Source organism: Cognatundibacterium luofuense (assembly GCF_018139685.1).
Classification (GTDB): domain Bacteria; phylum Pseudomonadota; class Gammaproteobacteria; order Burkholderiales; family Burkholderiaceae_D; genus Undibacterium; species Undibacterium luofuense.
In genome coordinates this window covers 19,107-43,759 of the sequence record NZ_JAGSPN010000010.1, presented here as the reverse complement: position 1 = coordinate 43,759, position 24,653 = coordinate 19,107, and the positions used below count along the sequence as shown (strand labels likewise).

Annotated in this window: 19 protein-coding genes and 1 pseudogene; 6 read left to right on the top strand and 14 right to left on the bottom strand. The window is 53.2% G+C overall.

The features are described 5' to 3' along the window. Nucleotides 1-144: 144 nt before the first annotated feature. The 4 genes from KDM89_RS13455 to KDM89_RS13440 form a co-directional block, all read right to left on the bottom strand. Nucleotides 145-1,689 (bottom strand): SpoVR family protein, encoded by a 1,545-nt coding sequence (locus KDM89_RS13455; RefSeq protein WP_212688451.1) that lies wholly within the window; start codon nucleotides 1,687-1,689, stop codon nucleotides 145-147. Between the two features lie 11 nt (nucleotides 1,690-1,700). Next, nucleotides 1,701-2,975, bottom strand: coding sequence for a YeaH/YhbH family protein (locus KDM89_RS13450; protein ID WP_212688450.1), 1,275 nt, complete (start codon nucleotides 2,973-2,975; stop codon nucleotides 1,701-1,703). Between the two features lie 40 nt (nucleotides 2,976-3,015). Next, complete coding sequence (locus KDM89_RS13445; protein WP_212688449.1) at nucleotides 3,016-4,938, bottom strand: PrkA family serine protein kinase; 1,923 nt, start codon at nucleotides 4,936-4,938, stop codon at nucleotides 3,016-3,018. Nucleotides 4,939-5,205: 267 nt separating this feature from the next. Further along, nucleotides 5,206-7,518 (bottom strand): putative bifunctional diguanylate cyclase/phosphodiesterase, encoded by a 2,313-nt coding sequence (locus KDM89_RS13440; RefSeq protein ID WP_212688448.1) that lies wholly within the window; start codon nucleotides 7,516-7,518, stop codon nucleotides 5,206-5,208. Between the two features lie 177 nt (nucleotides 7,519-7,695). On the opposite strand from KDM89_RS13440, the gene KDM89_RS13435 reads away from it, so the two are divergent. Beyond that, entirely contained in the window at nucleotides 7,696-8,307 is a 612-nt protein-coding gene (locus tag KDM89_RS13435) for a TetR/AcrR family transcriptional regulator (RefSeq protein WP_212688447.1), read from the top strand. Here KDM89_RS13435 and KDM89_RS13430 read toward each other — a convergent pair. From KDM89_RS13430 to KDM89_RS13395, 8 genes are all read right to left on the bottom strand, one after another. Further along, complete coding sequence (locus KDM89_RS13430; RefSeq protein WP_212688446.1) at nucleotides 8,284-9,669, bottom strand: sensor histidine kinase; 1,386 nt, start codon at nucleotides 9,667-9,669, stop codon at nucleotides 8,284-8,286. The two genes, KDM89_RS13435 and KDM89_RS13430, sit on opposite strands and share 24 nt — an antisense overlap. Nucleotides 9,670-9,678: 9 nt before the next feature. Further along, nucleotides 9,679-11,016, bottom strand: coding sequence for a sigma-54-dependent transcriptional regulator (locus KDM89_RS13425; protein ID WP_212688445.1), 1,338 nt, complete (start codon nucleotides 11,014-11,016; stop codon nucleotides 9,679-9,681). Nucleotides 11,017-11,095: 79 nt separating this feature from the next. Beyond that, a complete protein-coding gene (locus tag KDM89_RS13420; RefSeq protein WP_212688444.1) occupies nucleotides 11,096-12,346 on the bottom strand; it encodes an FtsX-like permease family protein in 1,251 nt (416 codons plus the stop codon). A gap of 4 nt (nucleotides 12,347-12,350) precedes the next feature. Next, the gene (locus KDM89_RS13415) at nucleotides 12,351-13,664 is read right to left on the bottom strand and encodes an ABC transporter permease (RefSeq protein WP_212688443.1); all 1,314 of its coding nucleotides are present in this window, start codon (nucleotides 13,662-13,664) and stop codon (nucleotides 12,351-12,353) included. 11 nt (nucleotides 13,665-13,675) lie between these two features. Then, nucleotides 13,676-14,377: an ABC transporter ATP-binding protein gene (locus KDM89_RS13410; protein WP_212688442.1), complete on the bottom strand. Its 702-nt coding sequence runs from the start codon at nucleotides 14,375-14,377 to the stop codon at nucleotides 13,676-13,678. 35 nt (nucleotides 14,378-14,412) lie between these two features. Next, a complete protein-coding gene (locus KDM89_RS13405; RefSeq protein ID WP_230427863.1) occupies nucleotides 14,413-15,693 on the bottom strand; it encodes an efflux RND transporter periplasmic adaptor subunit in 1,281 nt (426 codons plus the stop codon). Continuing rightward, a complete protein-coding gene (locus KDM89_RS13400; protein WP_212688441.1) occupies nucleotides 15,674-16,060 on the bottom strand; it encodes a hypothetical protein in 387 nt (128 codons plus the stop codon). Before KDM89_RS13400 ends, KDM89_RS13405 begins: the two co-directional genes overlap by 20 nt. 108 nt (nucleotides 16,061-16,168) lie before the next feature. Then, nucleotides 16,169-16,651, bottom strand: a complete 483-nt coding sequence (locus KDM89_RS13395; protein WP_212688440.1) for a MerR family transcriptional regulator — start codon at nucleotides 16,649-16,651, stop codon at nucleotides 16,169-16,171. Between the two features lie 56 nt (nucleotides 16,652-16,707). On the opposite strand from KDM89_RS13395, the pseudogene KDM89_RS23065 reads away from it, so the two are divergent. The 5 genes and pseudogenes from KDM89_RS23065 to KDM89_RS13375 form a co-directional block, all read left to right on the top strand. After that, a pseudogene (locus tag KDM89_RS23065) lies at nucleotides 16,708-17,340 on the top strand (YHS domain-containing protein); the annotation flags it as partial. A 195-nt stretch (nucleotides 17,341-17,535) separates the two neighbouring features. Continuing rightward, nucleotides 17,536-19,386 (top strand): copper-translocating P-type ATPase, encoded by a 1,851-nt coding sequence (locus tag KDM89_RS13390; protein WP_438947524.1) that lies wholly within the window; start codon nucleotides 17,536-17,538, stop codon nucleotides 19,384-19,386. 463 nt (nucleotides 19,387-19,849) lie between these two features. Beyond that, nucleotides 19,850-20,767: a metallophosphoesterase family protein gene (locus tag KDM89_RS13385; protein WP_212688438.1), complete on the top strand. Its 918-nt coding sequence runs from the start codon at nucleotides 19,850-19,852 to the stop codon at nucleotides 20,765-20,767. Between the two features lie 186 nt (nucleotides 20,768-20,953). Further along, nucleotides 20,954-21,994 carry a GMP reductase gene (locus tag KDM89_RS13380; RefSeq protein ID WP_212688437.1) on the top strand — a complete coding sequence of 347 codons (1,041 nt, stop codon included), beginning with the start codon at nucleotides 20,954-20,956 and terminating at the stop codon, nucleotides 21,992-21,994. A gap of 371 nt (nucleotides 21,995-22,365) precedes the next feature. Beyond that, a complete protein-coding gene (locus KDM89_RS13375; RefSeq protein WP_212688436.1) occupies nucleotides 22,366-23,130 on the top strand; it encodes an energy transducer TonB in 765 nt (254 codons plus the stop codon). Nucleotides 23,131-23,305: 175 nt separating this feature from the next. Here the strand turns inward: KDM89_RS13375 and KDM89_RS13370 are convergent, their stop codons facing one another. Together KDM89_RS13370 and KDM89_RS13365 are read right to left on the bottom strand one after the other, a co-directional pair. Then, complete coding sequence (locus KDM89_RS13370) at nucleotides 23,306-23,794, bottom strand: chemotaxis protein CheW (protein ID WP_212688435.1); 489 nt, start codon at nucleotides 23,792-23,794, stop codon at nucleotides 23,306-23,308. A gap of 29 nt (nucleotides 23,795-23,823) precedes the next feature. Continuing rightward, nucleotides 23,824-24,624, bottom strand: coding sequence for a tRNA threonylcarbamoyladenosine dehydratase (locus tag KDM89_RS13365; RefSeq protein ID WP_212688434.1), 801 nt, complete (start codon nucleotides 24,622-24,624; stop codon nucleotides 23,824-23,826). Nucleotides 24,625-24,653 lie beyond the last annotated feature (29 nt).

The following is a 24,653-nucleotide window of genomic DNA, read 5'->3' as shown; positions in this document are numbered from 1 at the left end:
TCAGATTCTACTCCAAGCAGGCATCCGGAAACATGCAGCTGACTTTCTTTTTGATCTGCATGCAACGGTTTGCCTGCCCACCGGCTCGTAACACAATGACAGCACACCGCCGAACCAGTTGCAGCAAATCAGATGATCAGTGTTTTATGGCCGGTGCCGCTTTTCCCACTTGCAATCGTGCCGGGCGATAATTTTATTATCGCCATCCACCGTATCCAGATAGACATCAAATCCCCACAGGCGTGCCACATGACGCAGCATCTCCTGTGTACTCTGACTCAGTGGCCTGCGCTGATACTGAGAATGGCGTAATGTCAGCGAGCGATCGCCCTGCATATCCACCGACCAGACCTGAATATTCGGTTCCCGGTTACCCAGATTATATTGCCCGGCCAGTTGCTGGCGCAGATAACGATAGCCGGACTCATCATGAATGGCTGACACTGTCAGCTTATCTTTACGGTCATCATCCAGCACGGAAAATAAATGAAACTCACGAATCAGACGCGGCGATAAAAACTGGGCAATAAAACTCTCATCTTTAAAATTCCGCATCGCAAACTGCAACGTCTCCTGCCAGTTACTGCCTGCAATATCAGGGAACCACTCTTTGTCTTCATCCGTCGGATTTTCACAGATGCGGCGAATATCACGCATCATCGCAAAGCCGAGTGCGTACGGATTGATACCATTGTAATAGCGGCTTCCGACCGGAGGCTGATAGACCACATTGGTATGGCTTTGCAGAAATTCCATCATAAAGCCATCACCAACCACACCTTCGTCGTACAGCTGGTTCAGAATCGTGTAATGCCAGAACGTTGCCCAGCCTTCATTCATCACCTGTGTCTGACGCTGAGGATAAAAGTACTGAGAAATTTTACGTATGATCCGCACGATTTCACGCTGCCATGGTTCCAGCAGAGGCGAATACTTCTCAATAAAATAAAGAAGATTTTCCTGTGGCTCTTTCGGGAAACGCTGACGCTCCTGCGGCGCTTCCTGCACTTCGGGCCGCCTTGGCAAAGTACGCCACAGATCATTGATCTGGGACTGAATATACCGCTCGCGCTCTTCCTGCCGTTCACGTTCTTCCAGCATCGAAATTCTTGCCGGACGCTTGTAACGGTCAACTCCGTAGTTTTGCAGCGCATGGCAGGAATCAATGATCCGTTCAACCGCCTCAGCACCATAACGCTGCTCGCATTGCGACACATATTTTTTTGCGAAGACCATGTAATCAATAATCGCATCGGCATCCGTCCAGGTCCGGAATAAATAATTCCCTTTGAAAAAAGAATTATGACCATAGGCGGCATGTGCAATCACCAGTGCCTGCATCGTCAGACTGTTTTCCTCCATCAGATACGATATGCAGGGATTGGAGTTAATCACAATCTCATAGGCCAGCCCCATCTGGCCACGTCTGTAGCTTTTTTCTGTATGCAGAAAATGCTTACCAAAGGACCAGTGGTTATACGAAACCGGCATCCCCACCGAAGCATAAGCATCCATCATTTGCTCGGCGGTGATGATTTCCAGTTGGTTCGGATAAGTATCCAGTCCGAAACCATCTGCAACACGCCGGATTTCTTCGTGGATTTGTTCAATCAGTTCGAAAGTCCACTCAGACTGCTCTGGCAGTGCATTCGGGTGTTTTTTCCTTGCTGCGGCGACAGTTGTTTCCATAAGCCACCTCGTCAGGCAGGTTGTTTCTTGAACAGTTCACGGAACACCGGATAAATATCCGCCTGGCTTTCAATTTTTTGCATCGCGAAATTTTCACGCGCCTGCGCTACCTGTTCATATTCCAGCCACAAATTCTGCGGGTCACCTTCCGTGATCTCTACGTATGCATAGTACTGAACTAAGGGCAAAATCGCCTTCGATAAAATTTCACGACACTGCACTGAATCGTTATCCCAGTTATCACCGTCAGAAGCCTGTGCGACATAGATATTCCAGTCACTGGTTGCATATCGTTCCTGTATCACTTTCAGCAGTAGATTCAGCGCCGAAGAAACGATCGTGCCACCGGATTCACGCGAGTGAAAAAATGCATGCTCATCCACTTCCAGTGCCGTTGTGTGATGACGGATGAACACCACTTCAATTTTTTCATACATTCGTGTCAGAAACAGATATAGCAAAATAAAGAACCGCTTGGCCGTATCTTTTTTCTGCTCATCCATCGAACCGGAAACATCCAGCAGACAAAACATCACACACTGCGTTGCGGGTTTAGGAACACGGATGCGGTTGCTGTAACGTAAGTCAAACGGATCCAGAAAAGGAATTGCCGCAAGGCGTATCTTCAAATGATGAATTTCTTCCCGCAGCATGCTGATTTTGCGATGGTCAGGGCAAGCGGAAGCAAGTTCTGCCGCGAGCTCTTTTTCCGCATCCTGCAAGCGCCGTCTGGACTTTCCGCCAATAGCAATTCTGCGCCCGAGCGCCCCCCGCAGAGAACGTATCACATGCAGACTGGACGCCGTTCCCGTCGTTTTGTAACCGGCGCGCTGGGTACGAAAATCCTGCGTGGCGCTGAGTTGAGTCTTGACCATATTCGGCAGTTCCAGATCTTCGAAGAAATAATTCATAAATTCTTCGCGACTGAGCTGGAAAGCAAAATCATCTTCAGTAACTTCTTCACTGTTACCGCCCTGCCCTTTACCGCTGCCTCCGCCACCTGCTCCGCCTTTAGGACGTGCGATCTGATCGCCCTTCTGATACTGATCATTGCCCGGATAAACGCCCTCCCAAACGCCTCCACGTGAATGACCGAAAGTAGGCTCACTGATATCTTTCACCGGTATAGAAATTTTCTCACCGCTTTCGATATCAGTGATCGAGCGTCCTTTTACAGCTTTGGCAACTGCCTCTTTGATCTGCGCCTTATAGCGGCGTAAAAAACGCTCGCGATTAGGCGCAGATTTATTTTTCCCCTGAACACGCCGGTCTATCAGATGCACCAAGATATTCTCCCGTTCGTTCAGACACTGTCAGTCGTCATCACTAAGATGACTTTCTGACCCTCAGATACCATTCACACAGCAAGCGAACCTGTTTCGGTGTATATCCCTTACTGACCATGCGGTTAACAAATTCCTGATGCTTATTCGCATCTTCCGCACTGGCTTTCGCATTAAATGAAATAACCGGCAACAGATCTTCCGTATTCGAGAACATTTTTTTCTCGATAACTGTGCGCAGCTTTTCGTAACTGGTCCAGGTCGGATTTTTTCCGCCATTCTGCGCCCGGGCTCGCAATACAAAATTGACAATCTCATTCCGGAAATCTTTCGGATTCGAAATGCCTGCAGGTTTTTCGATTTTTTCGAGCTCGTTATTCAGTGACTCCCGGTCGAAACTTTCACCCGTATCCGGATCGCGGAACTCCTGATCCTGAATCCAGAAATCGGCAAACGTGACGTATCTGTCAAAAATATTCTGGCCGTACTCAGAGTAGCTTTCCAGATAAGCTGTCTGAATTTCTTTACCAATAAATTCAGCATATCTCTGTGCCAGATATTCTTTGATATAGGAAATGTATTTTTGCTCTGTTTCAGCCGCAAATTGTTCACGCTCTATCTGCTGCTCAAGCACGTACAGCAAATGAACAGGATTTGCCGCCACCTCTGTATTATCAAAATTAAATACTTTAGAAAGTATTTTGAACGCGAAGCGCGTGGAAAGTCCGGTCATCCCTTCATCAACGCCGGCATAATCAGAGTACTCCTGCAGCGATTTAGCTTTCGGATCCGTATCTTTCAGATTTTCGCCGTCATACACCATCATCTTGCTGAAAACACTGGAATTTTCAGGCTCTTTCAGACGCGACAATACTGCAAACTGCGCCATCATTTTCAGAGTTCCGGGCGCACATGGCGCCAGAGCGAGCGAAGAACTGCGTATCAGCTTTTCGTAAATATGAATTTCATCCGAGATACGCAGGCAATACGGGACTTTGACGATATAGATACGATCCAGAAATGCTTCATTATTTTTATTATTTTTAAAGCTCTTCCATTCTGATTCATTTGAGTGAGCAAGAATTACACCTTCAAACGGAATCGCACCAAAGCCCTCTGTTCCCTTGAAATTGCCTTCCTGCGTTGCCGTGAGCAAAGGATGCAGCACTTTGATCGGGGCTTTAAACATTTCTACAAATTCCATCAGCCCCTGATTGGCAAGGCACAGGCCACCGGAATAGCTATAAGCATCAGGATCATCCTGAGAAAAATCTTCCAGCTTACGGATATCCACCTTACCTACCAGCGATGAAATATCCTGATTATTTTCATCGCCCGGCTCAGTCTTGGAAACCGCTATCTGTTTCAGAACCGAAGGATAGCGCTTCACCACACGGAATTTATTAATATCCCCGTTAAATTCATGCAACCGTTTCACAGCCCAGGGACTCGGAATTGTTTTCAGATAGCGACGGGGAATCCCATAGTCTTCTTCAAGAATAGCGCCATCTTCATCTTCATTAAACAAGCCAAGCGGAGACTCATTAATCGGCGACCCCTTGATGCAGTAAAACGGAATCCGCTCCATCAGGTATTTGAGTTTTTCAGCGATTGATGATTTACCGCCACCGACAGGGCCAAGCAAATAAAGAATTTGCTTTTTCTCTTCCAGTCCCTGCGCAGCATGCCGGAAATATGAAACCACTTGTTCAATCACCTCTTCCATACCGTAAAACTCACGGAATGCAGGGTAAATCTTAATCACTTTATTTGAGAAGATGCGCGAGAGGCGCGAATCATGGCGGGTGTCGATCAGTTCAGGTTCACCGATCGCAGCCAGCATACGTTCGGCAGCGCTGGCAAATGCAAGTTTGTCTTTCTTGCAGAGCTCAAGATATTCCTGCATAGAATACTCTTCTTCTCTGGTCCGTTCATACCGTGCAGCATAGTTGTCAAAGATGTTCATCCTGACCTCCCGGGTTAAGCATCAACACGCAAATTCCGAACAGCAGCATTGGTCACAGACAGCCGGTGGTGTCACCAACCTGCAGACTATGACTTTAGTGTAGATGAATTTGGGAAATTGTGTTGCGTTAAATAATTCATTTCACAAAATGACAAAAAAATTCTGTGAGGTAACGCAATAAACGAATATCGAATGCTGTTTTGTGACTGCTTTAATGCAAGTCAGGAAGGAATATGACACATCCTCGAACACGGAATTGTGTATAACTCAGGCTGCAGTGTTGCCTGTTTTTAACATCTGATCAGCGATCATCTGGTCTGCTGAGAGATTCAGTCCGGGCTGACTTAATAAGCTACGCATACCGTCCAGATCAAGTGGACGATAATACAGATACCCTTGGAAATACTGACAACCGACTTCTTTCAGGAATTGCTCCTGTGATTCGTTTTCCACACCCTCCGCAATCGTATTACATGCCAGAATTTCAGCCAGTGAAACGATCGCCTTAACAATCATTTCACTCTTACGGTTATAGCCTATCTGGGCCACAAAAGAGCGGTCAATTTTAACCGTATGCGCAGGGAAATGACTGAGTTTGGACAGTGATGAATACCCGGTACCAAAGTCGTCGATCGCGATACCGAAACCACGGTTTTTCAGGACATTCAGGTGCTCGATAGATTGCTGCTCATTCGCGATCAGACCGGTTTCGGTAATTTCCAGCTCAAGGTAGCTGGTCGCGATACGATAGCGTGCGCAGGTATCATCAATCAGACTGATCAGATCCGGGCGGGCAATATCACTGACAGCCAGATTAATCGCAACAACCGGACTGTGCCCAAACTCATCCAGCCAGGCACGTATCTGCGAGCAGCTTTGTTCAATCACAAAATTACTGACCTGACGCACCAGACCCGAGCGTTCTGCAATCGGAATAAACTCGGACGGAGCCACTTTCCCCAGCGACGGAGATACCCAGCGGATAAGTGCTTCGACACCCGCGATTCTGCCATCCCAGTCAACTTTGGGCTGATACATCAGATGGAATTCGCCAGCTTTCAGTCCGTTCAGAATACCAACTTCGATTTCCACATTACGGCGGATCTGGTTAGCATCATGTTCATCAAACAGCGTGACGTTCTGATCTGAGCCCCTGCGGGATGTATCCAGTGCAACTTCACTGCGGCGTATCAGCTCATCCGGCTCTTTATCTTCAGGCCGCAAGACGGCAATTCCGGCAGAAAACTGGACCAGTAGTAATTCGCCGTTCACCATCAGTTCCTTAGGCATTGCCTCACGAATCTGATCAACAAACTGAACCACGTCCGCAGGTGAATGCAACTGGTCAATCACAAATGAAAACACGATGCTGCGCAAGCGGGCACAGAAGCAGTTTTTTGGCAAAACCTGCGTTAACTCGTCTGCAAAGCGGCGCAGCAGAACGTCGCCTGTATGAGCACCGAATTGCTGATTTGCCTGACGTACACTGTTCAGTCTGAATGACACCAGCGCTGTCACCTGATCCGTCGATAAGCCTTCCAGCTTTTGCTGCAGGAACTGGCGCAACATATCGCGATTCGGCAAATTGGTCAGTGAGTCATGACTACTCAGGTAATCCTGACGCTCAATACTGGCTTTCAGTGCATGCTGCATTTTGTGCAGGCCGGAGACATCGCGCAAAGCTACAATGTAATGCTCTGTTGATGTCTGGGAAATATTATCGAGCGCTACCAGCTTGCCATCACGTGTGCGATACGCCGATGTGCGCAAGCCCGCCACCTCATCAGCCTGCGACAATTTGAAGCTTTCATCCAGCGACAGCCAGCCGAACAGTGCCAGCTCACTGTCGGTTTCCGGATTCCGGCCCAGCAAGTGATTTGCCTGCTGATTTGCCTGCAGGATTTGTCCGTAGGCATCCGTCAGCAGCAGCGCGGTTCCGGCATTTTCAAACACTTCCTGATACTGTGCGTGGCTGACCTGCAATGCACCACTGGTGTCCTGATAGCGCACCAGCGTCGTATCCAGTGCATACAGAATGCGGAAGACAGCCAGTGGCAGACAGATATTAAAGAAGAAGTAAAACAGGGTGTGGATATACACCTCTGCATCCGGAATCGAATGATGACCTTCAAGCGAATGTGAGTACCCGCTGATAACACTGACATACGGTATCGTATTCAGCAGCATCAGAGTCAGTGCAAGACGGCTGTGGAAAAATATCCGCGCCAGAATCGGCGTGATGTAAACAAACATATAGCCCAGTTTGGCCAGATCGGGATCGCGGGTGAAGATACTGATGGCACTCGCTATGCCGTAGATATTCAGCAATAATAACGCTGCGCTGAATCGGGGATATTTACGGGACCCCCAGATAGCGACGGATTTCAGCGCATACAGGCTGACGACTGTCAGCAGAATTTCGTAGGCTCCGCGCTCCACGGCGCGGAAAGAACTGTGCAATGCCACCCAGGCTTCCAGAATGAAGCCGGAAACCAGCAAAATCCTGAGCGTACTGATCTTCCATGCAGCATGTTCGGCAGGCGCGAGAGCACTCTCATTTAAAAAAAGCCAGCGGAACATAGTGAAAGATTGGAATGAAAAAAGATCAAATGGTACTAGTCAGGAATTTAGCATTTTCGCATAAAGCGGAGTGGTATCATAGACGATTGTTACAATTTTTTCTACTTTCCACAAACCTGCCGTACTTTTTTGTATACGCGCTATACTGATTAGACGACCGGTCCAATAGATCTTAACATGAGCAATGAAAACCGACCTGCCATCCAGGATACCCGCGAGCGGATACTGGCAACTGGCGAATGCCTGATCCTCGGTAAAGGCTTCAGTGCAATGGGGCTGAGCGAATTGCTTTCTGCCGCAACAGTGCCAAAAGGTTCGTTCTACCATTATTTCGCCTCCAAAGAGGCATTCGGCGTCGCATTACTTGAACGATATTTCCGTGACTATCAGCAAAAAACGGCTGAATTATTCGGCGACAGTGAACTCAGCGCAAAGCAAAAGCTGATTTTGTATTTTGATCAATGGCTCAGCCTCGCTGACGTCCCTGGCTGCAACAAGCTTTGCCTTGGCGTGAAGCTGGCGGCGGAAGTAGCCGATTTATCGGACGCAATGCGGCAGGCATTGTCAGAAGGAATGGCGCTGCACTGCGATCAGATTGCAGGTGTGATTCGTGATGCAATTCAGGAAGGCAGCGTCGCAGCGAACTCTGAACCCTCTGAGCTGGCCAGTTTTTTATACAGTAGCTGGATCGGTGCGTCGATTCTGGCCAAAGTCAGGAAAGACGGGCATGCCTTACACGCAGCCCATCGCCAGACCATGCAGTGTTTATTCGGGAACGCTGCTTTGTGAGGCATTGCTCACATCAGTCTGCGCCAGAAACAGGCTGACACATAATCCCGCTTGCGGGCGGTTATGCAGACTGATGCGGCCACCATGCGCCTCGATAATTTCTCTGGTCAGCGCCAGCCCCAGTCCGGTTCCGTGACGTTTAGTGGAATAAAAAGGCACTAGTGCATTTTCCAGTACGGCCGGACTCATACCCGGCCCGTTGTCCATGACATCAATCCGCCAGCCATCGGGCAAGCGCTGCAAGTGCACTTCCGGCGTGCTGTCCGGCGCGGCATCTGCGGCATTCTTCAACAGATTTATCATCGCCTGCTCCAGTTGCGCCCGGTCTGCCACAAACGTCTGTCCGGTCATCTGACCATATTGAGTAAATGCATACTGACCAGACAGGCCAGCGAAAAAGGCTTCCCAGCTGTGCTGCTCCAGTCGGGGCGCAGGTAGTTTGGAAAAACTGGCGTAACCCTGAATGAACTGATCAAGATGATTCGCGCGGTCTGCAATTGCACTGAATAGTTCAGGAACCCGCTCGGTCTGTCCGCGCTGCATCATCAGTTGTCCGGAGTGAGCCAGCGAACGCATCGGTGCCAGCGAGTTATTCAGTTCATGGCTGATCACCCGGATCACTTTTTTCCAGGTCTGCACTTCCTGACGCCGCAATTCCGCAGTCAGCTGTCTCAGCATGATAAGGCGATGACGCCGGCCGTTCAGTAAAAACTGGCGCTGTGCCAGATGATAGGTTTCGGGCTGATCTGCGGCATCCGCTTCACCGCTTGTTGCGGTGTCGGTGAACAAGCCATCATTTTCCTGCTGCAAGGCAGCTACCAGCGCGGGTGACAGCGCGGGCATCAGGGCAGATAAATGAAAACCCTCCAGTTGCCTGCCTTCATTCAGAAAATGGCGGGCCGCTAAATTCGCATACAGAATATTTTCCTGCTCATTCACCAGCAACATTGCTACCGGCGTGTTTTGCAGCATGGTGTCCAGTAACAACTCACGCTGCGCAAGGTGCAGACGCTGGTCACGCAGACTGCCAGCCAGTTGCTGATGGGCCAGCGCCAGCTCCCCCAGTTCATCCGGACGCGGCCAGTGAATACCAAAACTGTAATCACCGTCTTTATAACAATAGACCGTACCGCTCAGGGCACGGAACAAGGCCAGCACCTCGCTGGATTCGCGCTGCAGCCACACAATCTGCAATACGCTCAGCGCCAGCAACACCGCGATAAGAACGTACACTGTCGCAATCTCCGCCGGATGACGGTAAAGAAAAAAGGCGGTAAGCAAGATTGCCGCCAGCATCAGCGAAGGCACCAGCAATAGGCGTCGGGTAAATGTGGATTTCCGTAACCAGTGAATGATACGCATCGTTCAGGCTCAGTGACGGTCTATGCCGAAACGTTCCATACGCCGGTACAACGATTGCCGGCTCAGACCAAGCGTCGCCGCCGCTTGCGCCACGACGCCACCTGCCTGCGCCAGCGCAGCTTCGATGCTGGCTTTATCGGGACCTGCCTCAGTCTCTTTTGAACGCGGACCGGAAACCGGTAACTGTAAATCATCGCGACCGATCATTGCATGCGGGCACAATAACTGCACCCGCTGCATCAGATTCTTTAACTCGCGGACATTGCCCGGCCACGGATACTGCTGTAAAGCCTGCACTGCGTCCTGACTCAGTTGCTTGTGCGCCCCGAGGAAAGCCTGCGCCAATGGCAGAATATCGTCAGGCCGCTCATTCAGCGACTGCACCGTCAGCGGTATGACGTTCAGCCGGTAATACAAATCTTCGCGGAATTGTCCGGCGCGGATCATCGCCGGTAAGTCGGCATTGGTGGCACTCAGGATACGGACTTTGACACGCCGCTCGCGATTTGAACCGAGGCGCTGAAAACTGCCTGTCTCCAGCACGCGCAATAACTTCATTTGCCCGCTTAACGGTAAATTGCCGATTTCATCCAGAAACAGCGTGCCACCGTCAGCCGCTTCAAACTTTCCCTCACGCGCTTTTGCAGCGCCGGTATAGGAACCGGCTTCCGCACCGAATAATTCTGCCTCGATCAGTTCGGCAGGAATTGCACCGCAGTTCAGCACCACAAACGGGCCATCCTTCACCGATGAATTGCGTTGCACGATTTGCGCAATTTTTTCCTTTCCCGCACCGTTCGGACCGGTAATCAGCACCGGCACATCCGACACGGCAACCTGACATGCCATTTGCAGCAAGCGCGCCATCGCTGCATCCTGCCAGATCAGATCACATAAATCGTAACGCTGCTCCAGCGCCTGTTTTTCCTGTACGTCACGCGCCAGTCGCTGACGCAGCGAACGACCGGCCTGACCCAGCTCAATCAGATTGCGTACCGTGGTCATCAGACGTTCATCATCCCAGGGCTTGCCCAGATAATCTGCCGCACCGGCTTTGATCAGCCTTACCGCGACATCCAGATGCGTCCATGCCGTCAGTAAAATCACCGGCATATCCGGAAACGCATCACGTATCTGATGAAACAAGGCCACACCCTCGTCACCGGACGTGGTATCGGCGGAGAAGTTCATATCCTGTATCACCAGATCCACTGCATGTGCCTGCAATTGCGCCATCCCCTCTTGCGGAGATGCAGCATGGATCGTCTGCATATCATGCAGCGATAACAGCACCTCCAGCGCCATCACAACAGCGGGGTTATCATCAATGATCAGTACCAGCGGCATGCATTTACTCCGGAAGCGTCAGAAAAACCGGGATGACCGGCGCACACAACATACCATTTCGTCATGTCCGCGCCAAGCCTTACACCGTACGTGTTGCGGTTGCCGGTGCAACGCAGGCAGCGCGCCACGACGGTGCTGCAGCCGAAACCAGACCCAGCAGCCAGAACACCAGCGGCGTCAGTAACAGATAATGCGCTGGCAGCGCTGCCATTTCAAATTCACGAATCAGTAACTGGTTGAGCCCCATTGCCAGCAGTACACCCAGCACGATGCCACCTGTCGTGATCATCAGATTTTCTGTCAGAAAGTAGGCAAGAATATCGACACGACGCGCACCCAGCGCACGGCGAATGCCAATCTGACGGGTACGCTGGCTGACCCACAAGCTGCACATACCGATGATGCCGGTTGCCGTCACCAGAAACAGCAAACCACACACGGCAATCAGCATCCACGACATGCCGTAATCATTACGATAGCGGTCGGCACGAATTTCAGAAACACTGCGCATATCGATTTTTAACGGTGAAACAGACGCTTTACGCAATGCTGCAGTCACATCGCGCATTACACGGTCTGCCTGTCCGGCGCGGGCACGGACGGTGTATCCGGAATAGGTATCCTGTGTAGCACGTATCGGCAGGATAAACCCCAGGCTGTCGTCAGGTCCTGCATTTGCATTCGGCGACTGTATATGATCAACCACGCCGACAATACGGATGCGGTCTGCACCACTGCCTCTGCCGTTATAAAAATACTTGCCGACATAACTGCTGTCATTCGGATACAAACGCTTTGCCAGCGCTCTGGTCACGACACCAACGCCCGGCAAACTGGTCATCGCCTTACTGTCTGCCTCCATCACATCTTCCGGCAGAAAATCACGGCCTTCCGTCAGCTTCAGCTTCCAGACGCTGATCAGTGAACCCGGTGACATAAATGCAGCTGCCGTCACCGTTGCGCTTTCAGGCTCACCGCTTTGCGAAAGTGAGTTATACCAGCCGGACTGTGACATCGGTACAGAATTGGTACGCGCAACTCCCTCCACACCGGGCACTGCAAGCATGGTTTGCTCCTCCTGTTTTTGCATCGCCAGTTGCGCTTCGTGTCCGTCAACTTTCTGATTGCTGACATGCACGTAAAACACATCCTGTTCATTTGCAATGCCGCTCGGCCTTGCTGCCATGCTCAATCGCTCACTGATCATCAGCATCGCATTACACAGAATCGCCAGACTCAGCGCGACTTGCAATGCCACCAACAAAGGACCCGTTTTATGGCGCAGCATTGCGGCCAGCACCGGCCCCGGTTGAAAAAGTCCTGTCATCATTTCCTCACTGAGATTTAAGCTGAATAGCCGGTGTTACTCTGCATGCCCGCCAGGCCGGAAACACACCGGCACACATTGCGGCTGATAAAGACATCAGCACTGTCACGCCCAGCATGGTCCAGTCCATACGGGTCACTACTTTCAGATAAGCCGACTGCGAACCGATCAGATATAACAGCAGCAGGCTGAGCAATACTCCGCCGATTGCGCCTGCAATCCCCATGACAGCACTCTCGGTTAAGAACTGAAAAAATATCTGGATTTGCGAAGCACCGAGCGCACGCCGCACACCGACTTCCGCCGCTCTGCGTGAAAAACGCGCCAGCAATAATCCGACTGCATTCACCAGACACAACAGTAAGAATCCGCTCGCCAGCCATGCCGCCATTTTATTTTCTGCACCGACAATTTTCCGTTCCGTCAGCCATTCGCGGATATTGAAAACCCGGACTGCCGCCTTACGCGGGAAACGCTCATGTGCTTCCTGCTCCTGTTGATAAGCACGCAGAAATGCTTCCAGTTGTGGCCGGTCCGAAGCATTTTTCAGTTCAGCCCAGAACATCAGCCAGGTACATTCCGACTCCAGCAATGATTTCCAGCTTGCATCGCTCCGGTTAGAACAACTCATGCCACCGGCATGCGGGATTTCATTCTGCATTGCATTCCTGAACGGAATCACAAAATCTTCATCATTAGCAAATGCACCGCTGCGTCCGTTAATCAGATAAAAACGCGGCCGCACATGCCATTCATCCATAACGCCTGCCACCTGATAAGGCCGGCCCCACATCGTGATACTTTTACCGAGCGCTGGCTCTGAACCAAATAATTTCGCAGCGAATTTTTTTGAAATCACCACCACAGCGGCACCGCGCTGATCATCCTGCAGCGACCACGGCTGTCCGGCCAGAAACGGAATTTCCAGCATACCGAACCAGTCCAGCGTACCGGCCACGCCCATGCCGGACAAAACGCCAAGCTCTTTACGCGGCATTTCCACCGGACTCTGTACCGCATACATACCGGCTTTGCGCATGGCAGGTGCGCGCTCCAGCAATGCCATCAGATCGATATAACTCATCTGATGATCTACATACTGATCACCGGGCCGGTAACCTTCCGACGGGCCATTATCAAGCACCGTGGTCAGCACACGGTCGCTCTTAAACGGTAAAGGATCTGCCGACATCAGATGCAAAATTGTCAGTGCAGCGATACTGACCGCAACGCCCACCGACAAAATCATGACGGTTAAGCCGGTCAGCCAGCGATGGCGACGCAGGGCACGCAAACCAAGCCAGAAATAATACGTGAACATGGCGACTCCGCTTAACGTGATGCCTGACGCAGGCTGGGCACAGGGTGCACCAGATCCGCGACCTGACCATCAATAATGTGAACATTACGCTGCGCCCGCACCGCCAGCTCCGGATCATGCGTCACCATCAGGATCGTCGTGCCGGCCTGATTAATCTGTTCCAGCAACTCCATCACGCCGCGCGCCATTTGCGTATCCAGATTACCGGTAGGTTCATCGGCCAGCAGCAAGCGCGGATTTCCTGCCAGCGCACGTGCAATCGCCACCCGCTGTTGCTGCCCGCCTGACAACTCAGACGGGTAATGTTTGCGGCGTGAGATAAGACCGACTTTTTCCAGTGCGGATTCAATCCGTTCGCGCCGTTCTGCCGCGCTGAAACCACGATAGCGCAAAGGCACATCGACGTTATCCGCCAGATTCAGATCCGGTATCAGGTTGAATCCCTGAAAAATAAAACCCAGTTTTTCATTACGTAAGCGTGTACGCTGGGTATCGTTCAAGCCCTGCACCTTGACGCCATCCAGCAAATATTCACCGGCACTGAAATCTTCCAGCAAACCGGCAATATTCAGAAACGTGGTTTTACCGGAACCGGAAGGGCCGGTCACCGTCACAAACTCACCTTCTTTGACTTCCATATCCAGACCACGTAAAGCATGGGTTTCGACTAAATGTGTGCGATACACCTTGCTCAGATTTTTCATGACCAGCATCTGAATTCCTTTCTTGAGAAAATACGCTGCACTTTTCAGTGCTGATTAACCTGCACGCGGGAATGATCGCCGAAGCGCTCAGCACCCGATATCACAACCTGCTCACCCTCACGCAAGCCACTGAGAATTTCCACTGCACTGAGACTGGTTGCACCGGTGCGCACAGGTTTACGAATCGCCTGATTGTCCTGCACTACCCAGGCTGTTTGTCCGCCATCCTGTTCGAGGAAAGATCCGCGACTCAGCATCAGCACATTCGGGCGGGATTCCAGTAACAAACGCGCACTGACACGCTGGCTCTGGCGCAAACCGGCAGGCATGCTGCCACTGAAACGGGCACGTGCAACGACCTGATTTCTGACCACTTCCGGCGATAATGCGCTGAGTGAAGCCGTTACTTTGCTGCCGTTCACATTCAGCTCCACCGGCATGCCAACGCTCAGTTCTGACACATAGGATTCCGGAATTTCCAGCTCGGTTTCCAGCTCAGATAAATCCACCAGCGTCATCAGCGCGGTATTCGCTGCGACCACCGTGCGGTCTGCCACCGCCAGTGTGCCAACCACACCGGACACCGGGGCACGCAGACGTAACTGATCAACACGGCGCTGCAGATTGTCGCGCACCAGTTGCTGTTGCTGCAGTTGGGCCTGTTTGCTGCGCAGGGTTTGTACGACTTCTTCATTTTCCAGTTCACTGGCCTGACGCGCATGTCTGGCACGAATACCTGCCGCTTCCAGTGCATCACGGGCGCGCTGAAATTCATTTTTCTGCACCACACCGGCAACACCGGCCTGCTCTATACGCTGATAAGCGCGTTCTGCCGTGAGTCTTTCGATTTCCGCCGTATCAGCATCACGTTGTGCCAGCAATTTTTGCTTACGTGCCAGAATTTTCTGTTTCTCAATATCCGCTTCTAATTGCTGCAGACTGGCTTCTTCACGTCTCAGCTCAGACATCAGATCCGGCGAATCCAGCTCCGCTACCACATCACCGGCGCGCACTGCATCACCGGCCTTTACTTTAAAACGCACCGTAGCGCTGGTAGTGGAGTACAAAGCGGGACTATTCGCCGCCACCAGCTTGCCATTCACCACGATATCGCGCACCAGAGTGCCACGGGTGACCGTGGCAATCCCCAGACTGTCGCGCGACACTGCCAGCGTGCGCGTTGTCCATTGCTGTATCAGCAGCGCACTGGCCACCGCTGCTCCGCTGATGCAGGCTGCAATCAGCCAGACGCGCTTTTTCTGCCACCAGCGTTGTGCCAGCAGCACCGTATCCTGCGCCGAGGTATCACGAATCGAGTTCATCATATTCCGTATTTTCAGACAGTAAGGAAGGAGCAGACCAAGCCCCTGCCGGGCTCAGGCTGCGAAGATTTTTTGTAGCGAATGTCCACACACCGCTGTATAGATAGCGCAATTGCCACTGCCGGATTTGCCAGCATGCTTCGATGCGATAAGTCTGGCGGCTGACATCGATGCGGAGACCGACTGAAGGACACGCGCTGTCCGCGCCTGCGGTCGGAACCGAACGCAGCGTGAGGACGCTGTAGGATTCGGCGCGGGTCAGCAATGTCATCGTGCAGGCGAGCAAGACCACCGCCAGCAGTGTTGCTGTCGCCAGTTGCTGGCAGCGTTGCCACCAGCCAGTCAGAAGAAAATCGGATTGCGCAGACATAAGGTTCTCCGGTCAGTTGTATCCTGACTATCGCGAAAACCGTGCCAGCTTTTAAAAATTTTTAAACCTTTGATTTAAAAGGATTTTTTATTTCAGCATAATCAGGCATCAGTGTCCGCAGCCGGACACCGGACAGTCCGGACGCTCAGGCGGACAGTCCGGCGCGGACACAGCCAGCTCACCGGCCAGTGCCGCAATAATCGGGCAGGCGGTATCGCCGCTGCTGTGCGCGCAAGCCTGTATCAGGCCGGACAGCATACTTTCCATCTTTTGCAGATCATGAATTTTGGCCTGTACCTGCGCCAGCCGCTCCCCCGCCAGACTGCGAATCGCGACCCGTTCGCCGCCCTGCTCTAACTGCAGCAAATGGCCGACTTCATCCAGGCTGAAACCCAGCTCCTGAGCACGGCGGATAAAGCGGATACGGTCAGCCAGCGTCGCCGGATAATGGCGAAAACCTTGCGCATTATCCGGCACCGGCAACAGGCCGCGCCGCTGGTAATAGCGTATGGTTTCCACGCCCACGCCGGCTGCAGCAGCCAGTTTGCCGATCGTAAATTGCGGGCTGTTGTCAGTTTTGTGCTGTGTCATACAAATCTCCTTGACTCCGTACTCAGGTACAGAGTCTATGATACGGTCAAACGTCTATGGAGGTCACGATGGAACACGATCATCAACATCAGGGCGGATGCTGCGGCGGCCATCCGGCACCGGAACAGCCTGCGCCCGCCAAACCAGCCAAAGATCCGGTCTGCGGCATGAGTGTGGTACGCGAAGGCGCATTGCAATCGCGCTGGCGCGGCGTCGCCTATTATTTTTGCAGCCCGCATTGCCAGACCCGCTTTGATGCGGCACCGGAAAATTTTGTGCAGACACGCAAAGTCATTCCGCTGGCTGGCGGCATGGCAGTTGCTGCAGCGCCGGTCAAACCAGTCAGCCCCGCCGCACTGCAAGCAGCGTCCGCCAGTTGTTGTGGCGGCCATGCGAAAGAAACCATGGTCAGCGATGCGCAGGGTGCGCACACCGATCCGGTATGCGGCATGAAGGTGAATGAAAACAGCCAGCATCAGTGGCAGTATCAGGATCAGACCTGGTATTTCTGCTGCAACAGTTGCCTGCAAAAATTCAGCAAAGATCCGCAAGCCTATCTTGATCCCGAACGCAAAGCCGCGCGCGCAGCAGCCAGCAAAGCGGCGGCGCCGGATGCAGTGTATATGTGCCCGATGGACCCGGAAATTGAACAGATCGGCCCCGGCATTTGCCCGATCTGCGGTATGGCGCTGGAACCCAAAGAAGCGACGCTGGAAGAAGATGACAGCGAATTGCGCGATATGGAAAAACGCTTCCGTATCAGCCTGCTGCTGGCCCTGCCCTTACTGATACTGACCATGACCGACATGCTGCCCGGCGTGAACTGGCATCAGCGCATGGGGATGCAAATCTGGAACTGGCTGCAATGCGCACTGGCAACGCCGGTGGTGGTCTGGCTCGGAAAACCGTTTTTTGAACGCGCAATTGCATCGTTCCGCAGCCGCAATCTGAATATGTTTAGTTTAATCGGCATCGGCACTGCCACCGCGTACGGCTTCAGTCTGCTGGCCTTACTGGCACCGGGTTTGCTGCCGCAAGCATTTATGGCAGATGGTATGCCACCATTGTATTTTGAAGCAGCAGCGGTGATCATCAGTCTGGTGCTGCTCGGACAAATTCTGGAGTTGCGCGCCCGTGCGCAGACCGGCAGCGCGATACGGCGTTTGTTAACACTGACACCGTCGCAGGCAGTCAGAATCGGTGCCGATGGCAGCACACAGGAGATTGCACTGAATGAAGTGCAGCGCGGCGATCTGTTGCTGATACGTCCGGGCGCCAGTGTGCCGGTCGATGGCCGCGTGGTATCGGGTGAAAGCTATGTCGATGAAGCGATGCTGACCGGCGAACCGGTCGCGGTCAGCAAACAAGTAGGTGATGCGCTGATTGCCGGCACGCTGAACCAGCAAGGCAGCCTGCAAATGCGCGCCGAAAAAATCGGTAGCGAAACCCTGCTCGCCAACATGATACAACTGGTTAATCAGGCCAGCCGCTCGCGTGCGCCGGTGCAGCAACTGGCCGACAAAGTCGCAGGCTGGTTTGTTCCGGCGGTGATACTGATTGCCGTGCTGGCGTTTGCCGGCTGGGCTTTGTGGGGACCGGCACCGGGTCTGGCGCATGGTCTGATGGCGGCGGTATCGGTGTTAATCATCGCCTGCCCTTGCGCACTGGGTCTGGCAACACCGATTTCGGTGACGGTGGGCATGGGGCGCGGCGCGTCTGAAGGCATACTGATTAAGGATGCAGCGGCGCTGGAGCAACTGGGCAAAACCACGACCCTGATTATTGATAAAACCGGCACGCTGACCGAAGGCAAACCGGTGGTCAGCAATCAGTGGCTGCACCGCGATGCCGGACAACAGCCGGAAGTCTGGCTGGCACTGACTGCGGCACTGGAAAGCCAGAGCGCGCATCCGCTGGCGCAAGCCCTGCTGCGTCATGTACGCAGCCAGCAAGCGGACATGCCGGAGATCACACTCAGCGGCTTCACATCGGTACACGGTGCCGGTGTGCAGGCAGACTGGTACGGCCGCATTGTGCGCCTCGGTAAGCCGGACTGGCTGGCAGCACAAGTCGTGGATTTGCAACCGGTGAAGCAAGCGATACAAGCTGCGCAGCAACGCGGTGACAGTCTGGCTTTACTCAGTGAAGGCAAGCGCGTGGTCGCATGGTATGCCTTGTCAGATCAGATCAAAGCGAACAGCAAAACCGCGATTGCCGAATTACGTGCCGCCGGTTTACGCGTGATTCTGATGACCGGTGATCATGCCGCCAGCGCACAGCGTGTTGCGACCGAACTGGGTATCAGCGAATGGCATGCCGATGTAACACCGGAAGACAAATACCGCATGGTGGAGCAATGTCAGGCTGCTGGCCAGATTGTTGCGATGGCGGGCGATGGCGTCAACGATGCACCGGCGCTGGCCAAAGCGAATACCGGTATCGCGATGGGCAATGGCAGCGATGTGGCGCTGCATTCAGCGCAATGCGTGCTGGTCAAAGGCGATTTGCAAGGCATACGCAAAGCGATTGCCTTAAGCCAGCGCTGCATGGGCAATATCCGCCAGAACCTGTGGTTTGCATTCGGCTATAACTTCATCGGCGTACCGGTGGCAGCTGGTTTGCTGTACCCGTTCACCGGCTTGCTGCTGAGTCCTATGCTGGCCAGCGCGGCGATGAGTCTGAGCTCGGTGTCCGTGATCAGCAACGCGTTGCGACTGCGTCGTCAGTCGCTGTAAATCCATCCTCTGTTTTCTGCGGTTTCCGGCGCGCTGTGTGGCTGCCGGAAACCGCATTCGCCACATCACCCCCGCTGTTTCGGTAACGGATTGCCTGCGCTGCTGGCAACCGGTACGCCCTTCCGTTGCATGTCTGATCCCCGTTTTTTGCCATTTTCGGCCGTTTTTTGCCTCAAAAATACCCCCGGGGGTATCAAAAAAGCCCCAGCATTCATGCCGACAACAAGGCGATTTTGACGAAAACAGGGGGGAGTATCTGTTTTCGTGATGTTTTTCTTTGAGTGAAGCGCAAACTCAGGCATAGTCAGCACACCGCTTCCCCGTCGCTGCAGTGGCCGCAGAATGCACCCGGCAGCGCAGCTCCTGCCACTTTGCCGGCACCCTTTGCCGTGCCGCTGCCTGTGAAGGAAGCGCAAGCCGTTCACAGGTAAAATAGTGGTTTTTTGCCTAACGGATTTGCTCCATGAAAAAACTGGCCCTCGCTGCCCTGAGTCTGATCCTCCCCGTGTTTGCCAGCGCCAGCAATACGCCAGCCGCCGGACAGGCCAAGCCACGCGCGAAAGCCCCGGTCTACACACTGTACGCCGCCGGTGATATTGCCGACTGCGCCAAAAAACCGGCATTGCAAACCGCTGCCGCCCAAACCGCGAATCTGATCGCCGCAGCGCTGGACAAAGATCCGCAAGCCTTTGCCGTCACGCTGGGCGACAATACTTACCCGATTGGTGCGCCATCGGAATTCACCGAATGTTATGAACCGACCTGGGGCCGCTTCAAAGAGCGCACACTGCCATCACCGGGCAACCATGATTACGGCCAGCCGAAAGCGCTTGGTTATTTCAATTATTTCGGTGAACTGGCTGGCCCGGACCGGCGCGGTTACTACAGCAAAAAACTCGGCAACTGGACGCTGTATTCGCTGAACAGCCAGCTCAGCGGCAATGCGATGCAGGCGCAGCTGCAATGGCTGAAAGACGAACTGCAAAAGAATAAAAGCCGCTGCACACTGGCATTCTGGCATCACCCTGCTTACAGTTCCGGCGGTCACGGCAATAACAAGCAAATGTGGCCAGCGTGGAAATTACTGGCTGATGCCGGTGCAGACATCGTGCTGGCTTCGCACGACCATGATTACGAACGCTTTGCGCCGATGAATGCGCAGGGCGAAGCGGATGAGCGCAAAGGCATACGCAGCTTTGTGGTTGGCACCGGCGGTGCGAAATTAACGCCGATGTTTTTCCCGAAAGCCAATACCGAAATCCGCGACAACAATAACCACGGCGTGCTGAAACTGGTGTTGCAGGAAAACAGTTACAGCTGGGAATTTCTGTCCATCCCCGGCGACAATCTGCGTGACAGCGGCAACGGCAGCTGCCACTGAGCCTCCCCCTACTGAGCACTTTTCATTCTGATCACGGTATACACATTTTCGTATACCGTGTATCGCTTGCGCTGATGCCAGCGCTTCCCCCGTTCCGACTATACTGAACTACGGCCCAACGGTCTGAGGCATACACGCGCCCCGACCGTCTATTTTCGCGTCTGCCCTACGCATACTGGAGTCGTTATGCACATCGAAGAATCCCTGAAGCTGGACTTTAAAGACGTCCTGATCCGCCCGAAACGTTCTACCCTGACCTCCCGCGCACAAGTCGAACTGGAACGTGAATTCATTTTCCGTCATTCGCAACGTCATTACCGCGGTGTACCGGTAATTGCCGCCAACATGGATACTACCGGCACGCTGGAAATGGCGAATGCGCTGGAACCGCACGGCTTATCCGTCGCTCTGCATAAACATTATGATGTGGAAACGCTGGTCAGATTTTTCACCGGCCTGCAAAACAAATCAGCGGTGTTTTACTCGATGGGCATTACACCGGCAGATTACGAAAAATTCACTACCGTGATGAAGCAAGCCGGTTCCGCGATTGAATACGTGTGTATCGATGTCGCCAACGGTTATACCGAAACCTTTATCGAATTCGTTAAGAAAGTCCGCCAGACTTACCCGCAACTGACCATCATGGCCGGTAACGTGGTCACCGGCGATATCACCGAAGAACTGATCCTCGCTGGCGCGGATATCGTGAAAGTCGGCATTGGTCCGGGCTCAGTCTGCACCACCCGCAAAATGACCGGCGTCGGTTATCCGCAACTGTCTGCCATCATCGAATGCGCGGACGCGGCACATGGCCTTGGTGGTCAGATTTGTGCTGATGGCGGCTGCGTGGTACCGGGCGATCTGGCCAAAGCCTTCGGCGGCGGCGCCGACTTCATTATGCTGGGCGGCATGCTGGCAGGCCATGATGAATGTGCCGGTGATCTGGTTGAACGTGACGGTCAGCAATACAAACGCTTCTACGGCATGAGCAGCAAAGCCGCGATGGATAAATACGCCGGTGGCGTTGCCAAATACCGCGCGTCCGAAGGTAAGGAAGTTCTGGTTCCGTATCGCGGCCCGGTCGAACAAACCGTGCAGGATATTCTGGGCGGCGTGCGCTCGGCCTGTACCTATGTTGGTGCACATAAACTCAAAGAACTGACCAAACGCACCACTTTTGTACGTGTGACCCAGCAACTGAACGAGTCACTCGGCAAATCCTGATCTGTTTTTCGTGTAGTTGGCCGCAATGCGGCTCCCTGCTTACGGGCTGGCCTCACGGTCAGCCCTTTTTTTCTGCACAATCTCCGGCAATAGCCGTTTTCCAGCACAAACTGAGCCGAAAACAACAACTGGCACATAATGTGCTAAACAAATTTCCGTATTCCCTGCCCGTGATGAAAGAACTGTTGCACCCTGTTTTTTTCCGTGGCACGATATTTTTCAGCACCCGGCTGCAAGCAGTCTGCAGACCGGACGCAAGGGAATAAAGCACAGAGCGATAACAACACTGGCAATAAGAATCTTCCGTTTTCAGGCAGACAAGATCCACATCCGGCAAGCCAGGATAAACCGCATTTTGTAAATGGAGAGATATGAAGAAGGCAGGAGACCACAGCCGCAAGGGCATCCCTTCGCTGGCAATTACGAGTGTACTGGCAGCATGCTTGCTGACAGCTTGTTCCAAAGACCCGCAACCACAGGCTGCCCCGGAAGAAACAGCCTCTGCACCGGCCAATCCTGACCAGCCTACCGGCCTGGTCAAAAATCCGGTCAAACACGGCCACGTTGCCGATGTGACGCAATGGATGGATAAAGCCGGCACCAAAACACCGCAACAAATCGCCGCCGAAGAACGCGCTGCGAAAGAAGCGAAAGAGAAGGCAGAAAAAGCCGCGCAGGAAGCCAAAAAAGCACAGGAAGCCAAAACCGCATCTGCAGCAGCCAAACCGGCTATCCGTGAAACCGTGACACCGGTGACTCCCGCTCCGCAAGCTGCTGCACCAGCCCCTGCGCCGGTACAGGCTGCGCCGGCACCGGTTCAGGTTGCCGCTGCCGCACCAGCGCCGAAACCAGCTGCCGCACCGGAACCTGAAAAAAGCAATGTCCTGAAACTGATCAGCAATCCGGCACCGAAATATCCGACTGCCGCAGCACGTGCCGGTATCACCGAAGGCGCAGTCAGCGCACGTCTGCATGTGGAACCGGATGGCCGTGTTTCACAGGTGGAAATCCTGAAAGCACGTCCAACCAAGGTATTTGACAAAGAAGTCATTGCCGCTGCATCGCAATGGAAATACGCACCGATCGCAAAAGGCCAGACAGTGGTGACCGAATTCAATTTCAAATACGACAATTAAGCAGGCAATGCAGTCAACAATGGCGCGGCCCCATCCGCCGCGCCATGCAGCAGCGGGAAAATTTCCCGCAAAAAAACAGCCGCATATGCGGCTGTTTTTCTTTGGCACGCTGCCCGTCATACAAACCGGTCAGCAGTAATCCGTCAAACGATCAAACCATCAAATTATCAAAAAATCAGGCTTCCGGTTTCAGCAAGCCGACTTCCGGCAGGCGCATGACCTTGATGATGTCGATCAGGATAATCATGCGACCTTCATCCATCTGACCAATGCCATCGATCACATCTGCAGAGAATGCCGTGCCGACTTCCGGTGCCGGACGAATCGCAGAATCCGGCAGGCGGATCACATCCGATACCGCATCCACCACCATGCCAATCACGCGGCCGTGCAATTGCAGAATAATCACCACGGTTTCTGCATCCACCGTATCCGGGCCGGTGTTAAAGCAAACGCGCATATCCATCACCGGCACAATCACGCCGCGCAGATTCAGCACACCTTTCATGTGCGCCGGTGCATTCGCAATCACGGTCACCGGTTCTACACTGCGCACTTCCTGGGTCAGCAGAATCGGCACGCCGTATTCTTCTTTACCCAGGCGAAACGCCAGAAATTCGCGTTCGGCGACGATGCCTTCAGATGCTTGCTGCTGATCGTTCATACTGTTTCCGTTTCAAAAAATCACATTCATCAGGCCAGACCGGCCAGTTTGCGCAATACATGGGCCACTGCACGCAACCCGAATGAGGCAGTCACCACCACCGCCGAACCAAAACCGGCGCAATTCAGACCGGTAATCCCTTCGGCACTGGCTGCACCCGCACCGGTGTCGCAAGCTTCTGCGGTTTCCGGCATGGTCAGCACTTCCATAGAAAACACCGCGTCGATGCCGAATTTATTTTTGGTGCCGCGCGGAAAACCGAAATTCTGGCGCAGGCGTTTGCGTACCAGCGCCAGCAATGGCTCCTGCTCGGTGCGCGACAAATCACGGATCTCGATCTTGCCCGGATCAGTCTGCCCACCCGCTGCGCCTATCGTGATCAGCGGAATGCCTTTTTCGCGGCAATACGCAATCAGCGCAGTTTTGGCTTTGACGTGATCCATCGCGTCGATGATGTAATCAATCGGCGCGTCACCCAGCATTTCCGGCATATTCTCCGGCAGGATGAAGTCTTCGACTTCACGCACCTCGCAAAACGGGTTAATCAGCGCGATACGCTCGGCCAGCGCCGTGACTTTGGCCTTGCCGATGGTATCCGATGTTGCCTGAATCTGACGGTTGATATTGGATTCCGCCACCATATCCAGATCGATCATGGTGATTTTGCCAATCGCGCTGCGCGCCAGCCCTTCCACCACCCACGAGCCGACGCCGCCGACACCCACTACCACCACGTGCGCCTGACGGAAACGTGCCAGTGCTTCGGCACCGTAAAGTCTTGCTATTCCGCCAAAACGGCGCTCAAAGTCGATTTCTGAATCTTGTTGCATAATTGAAGTCAGGGAAAATTCAGACTACA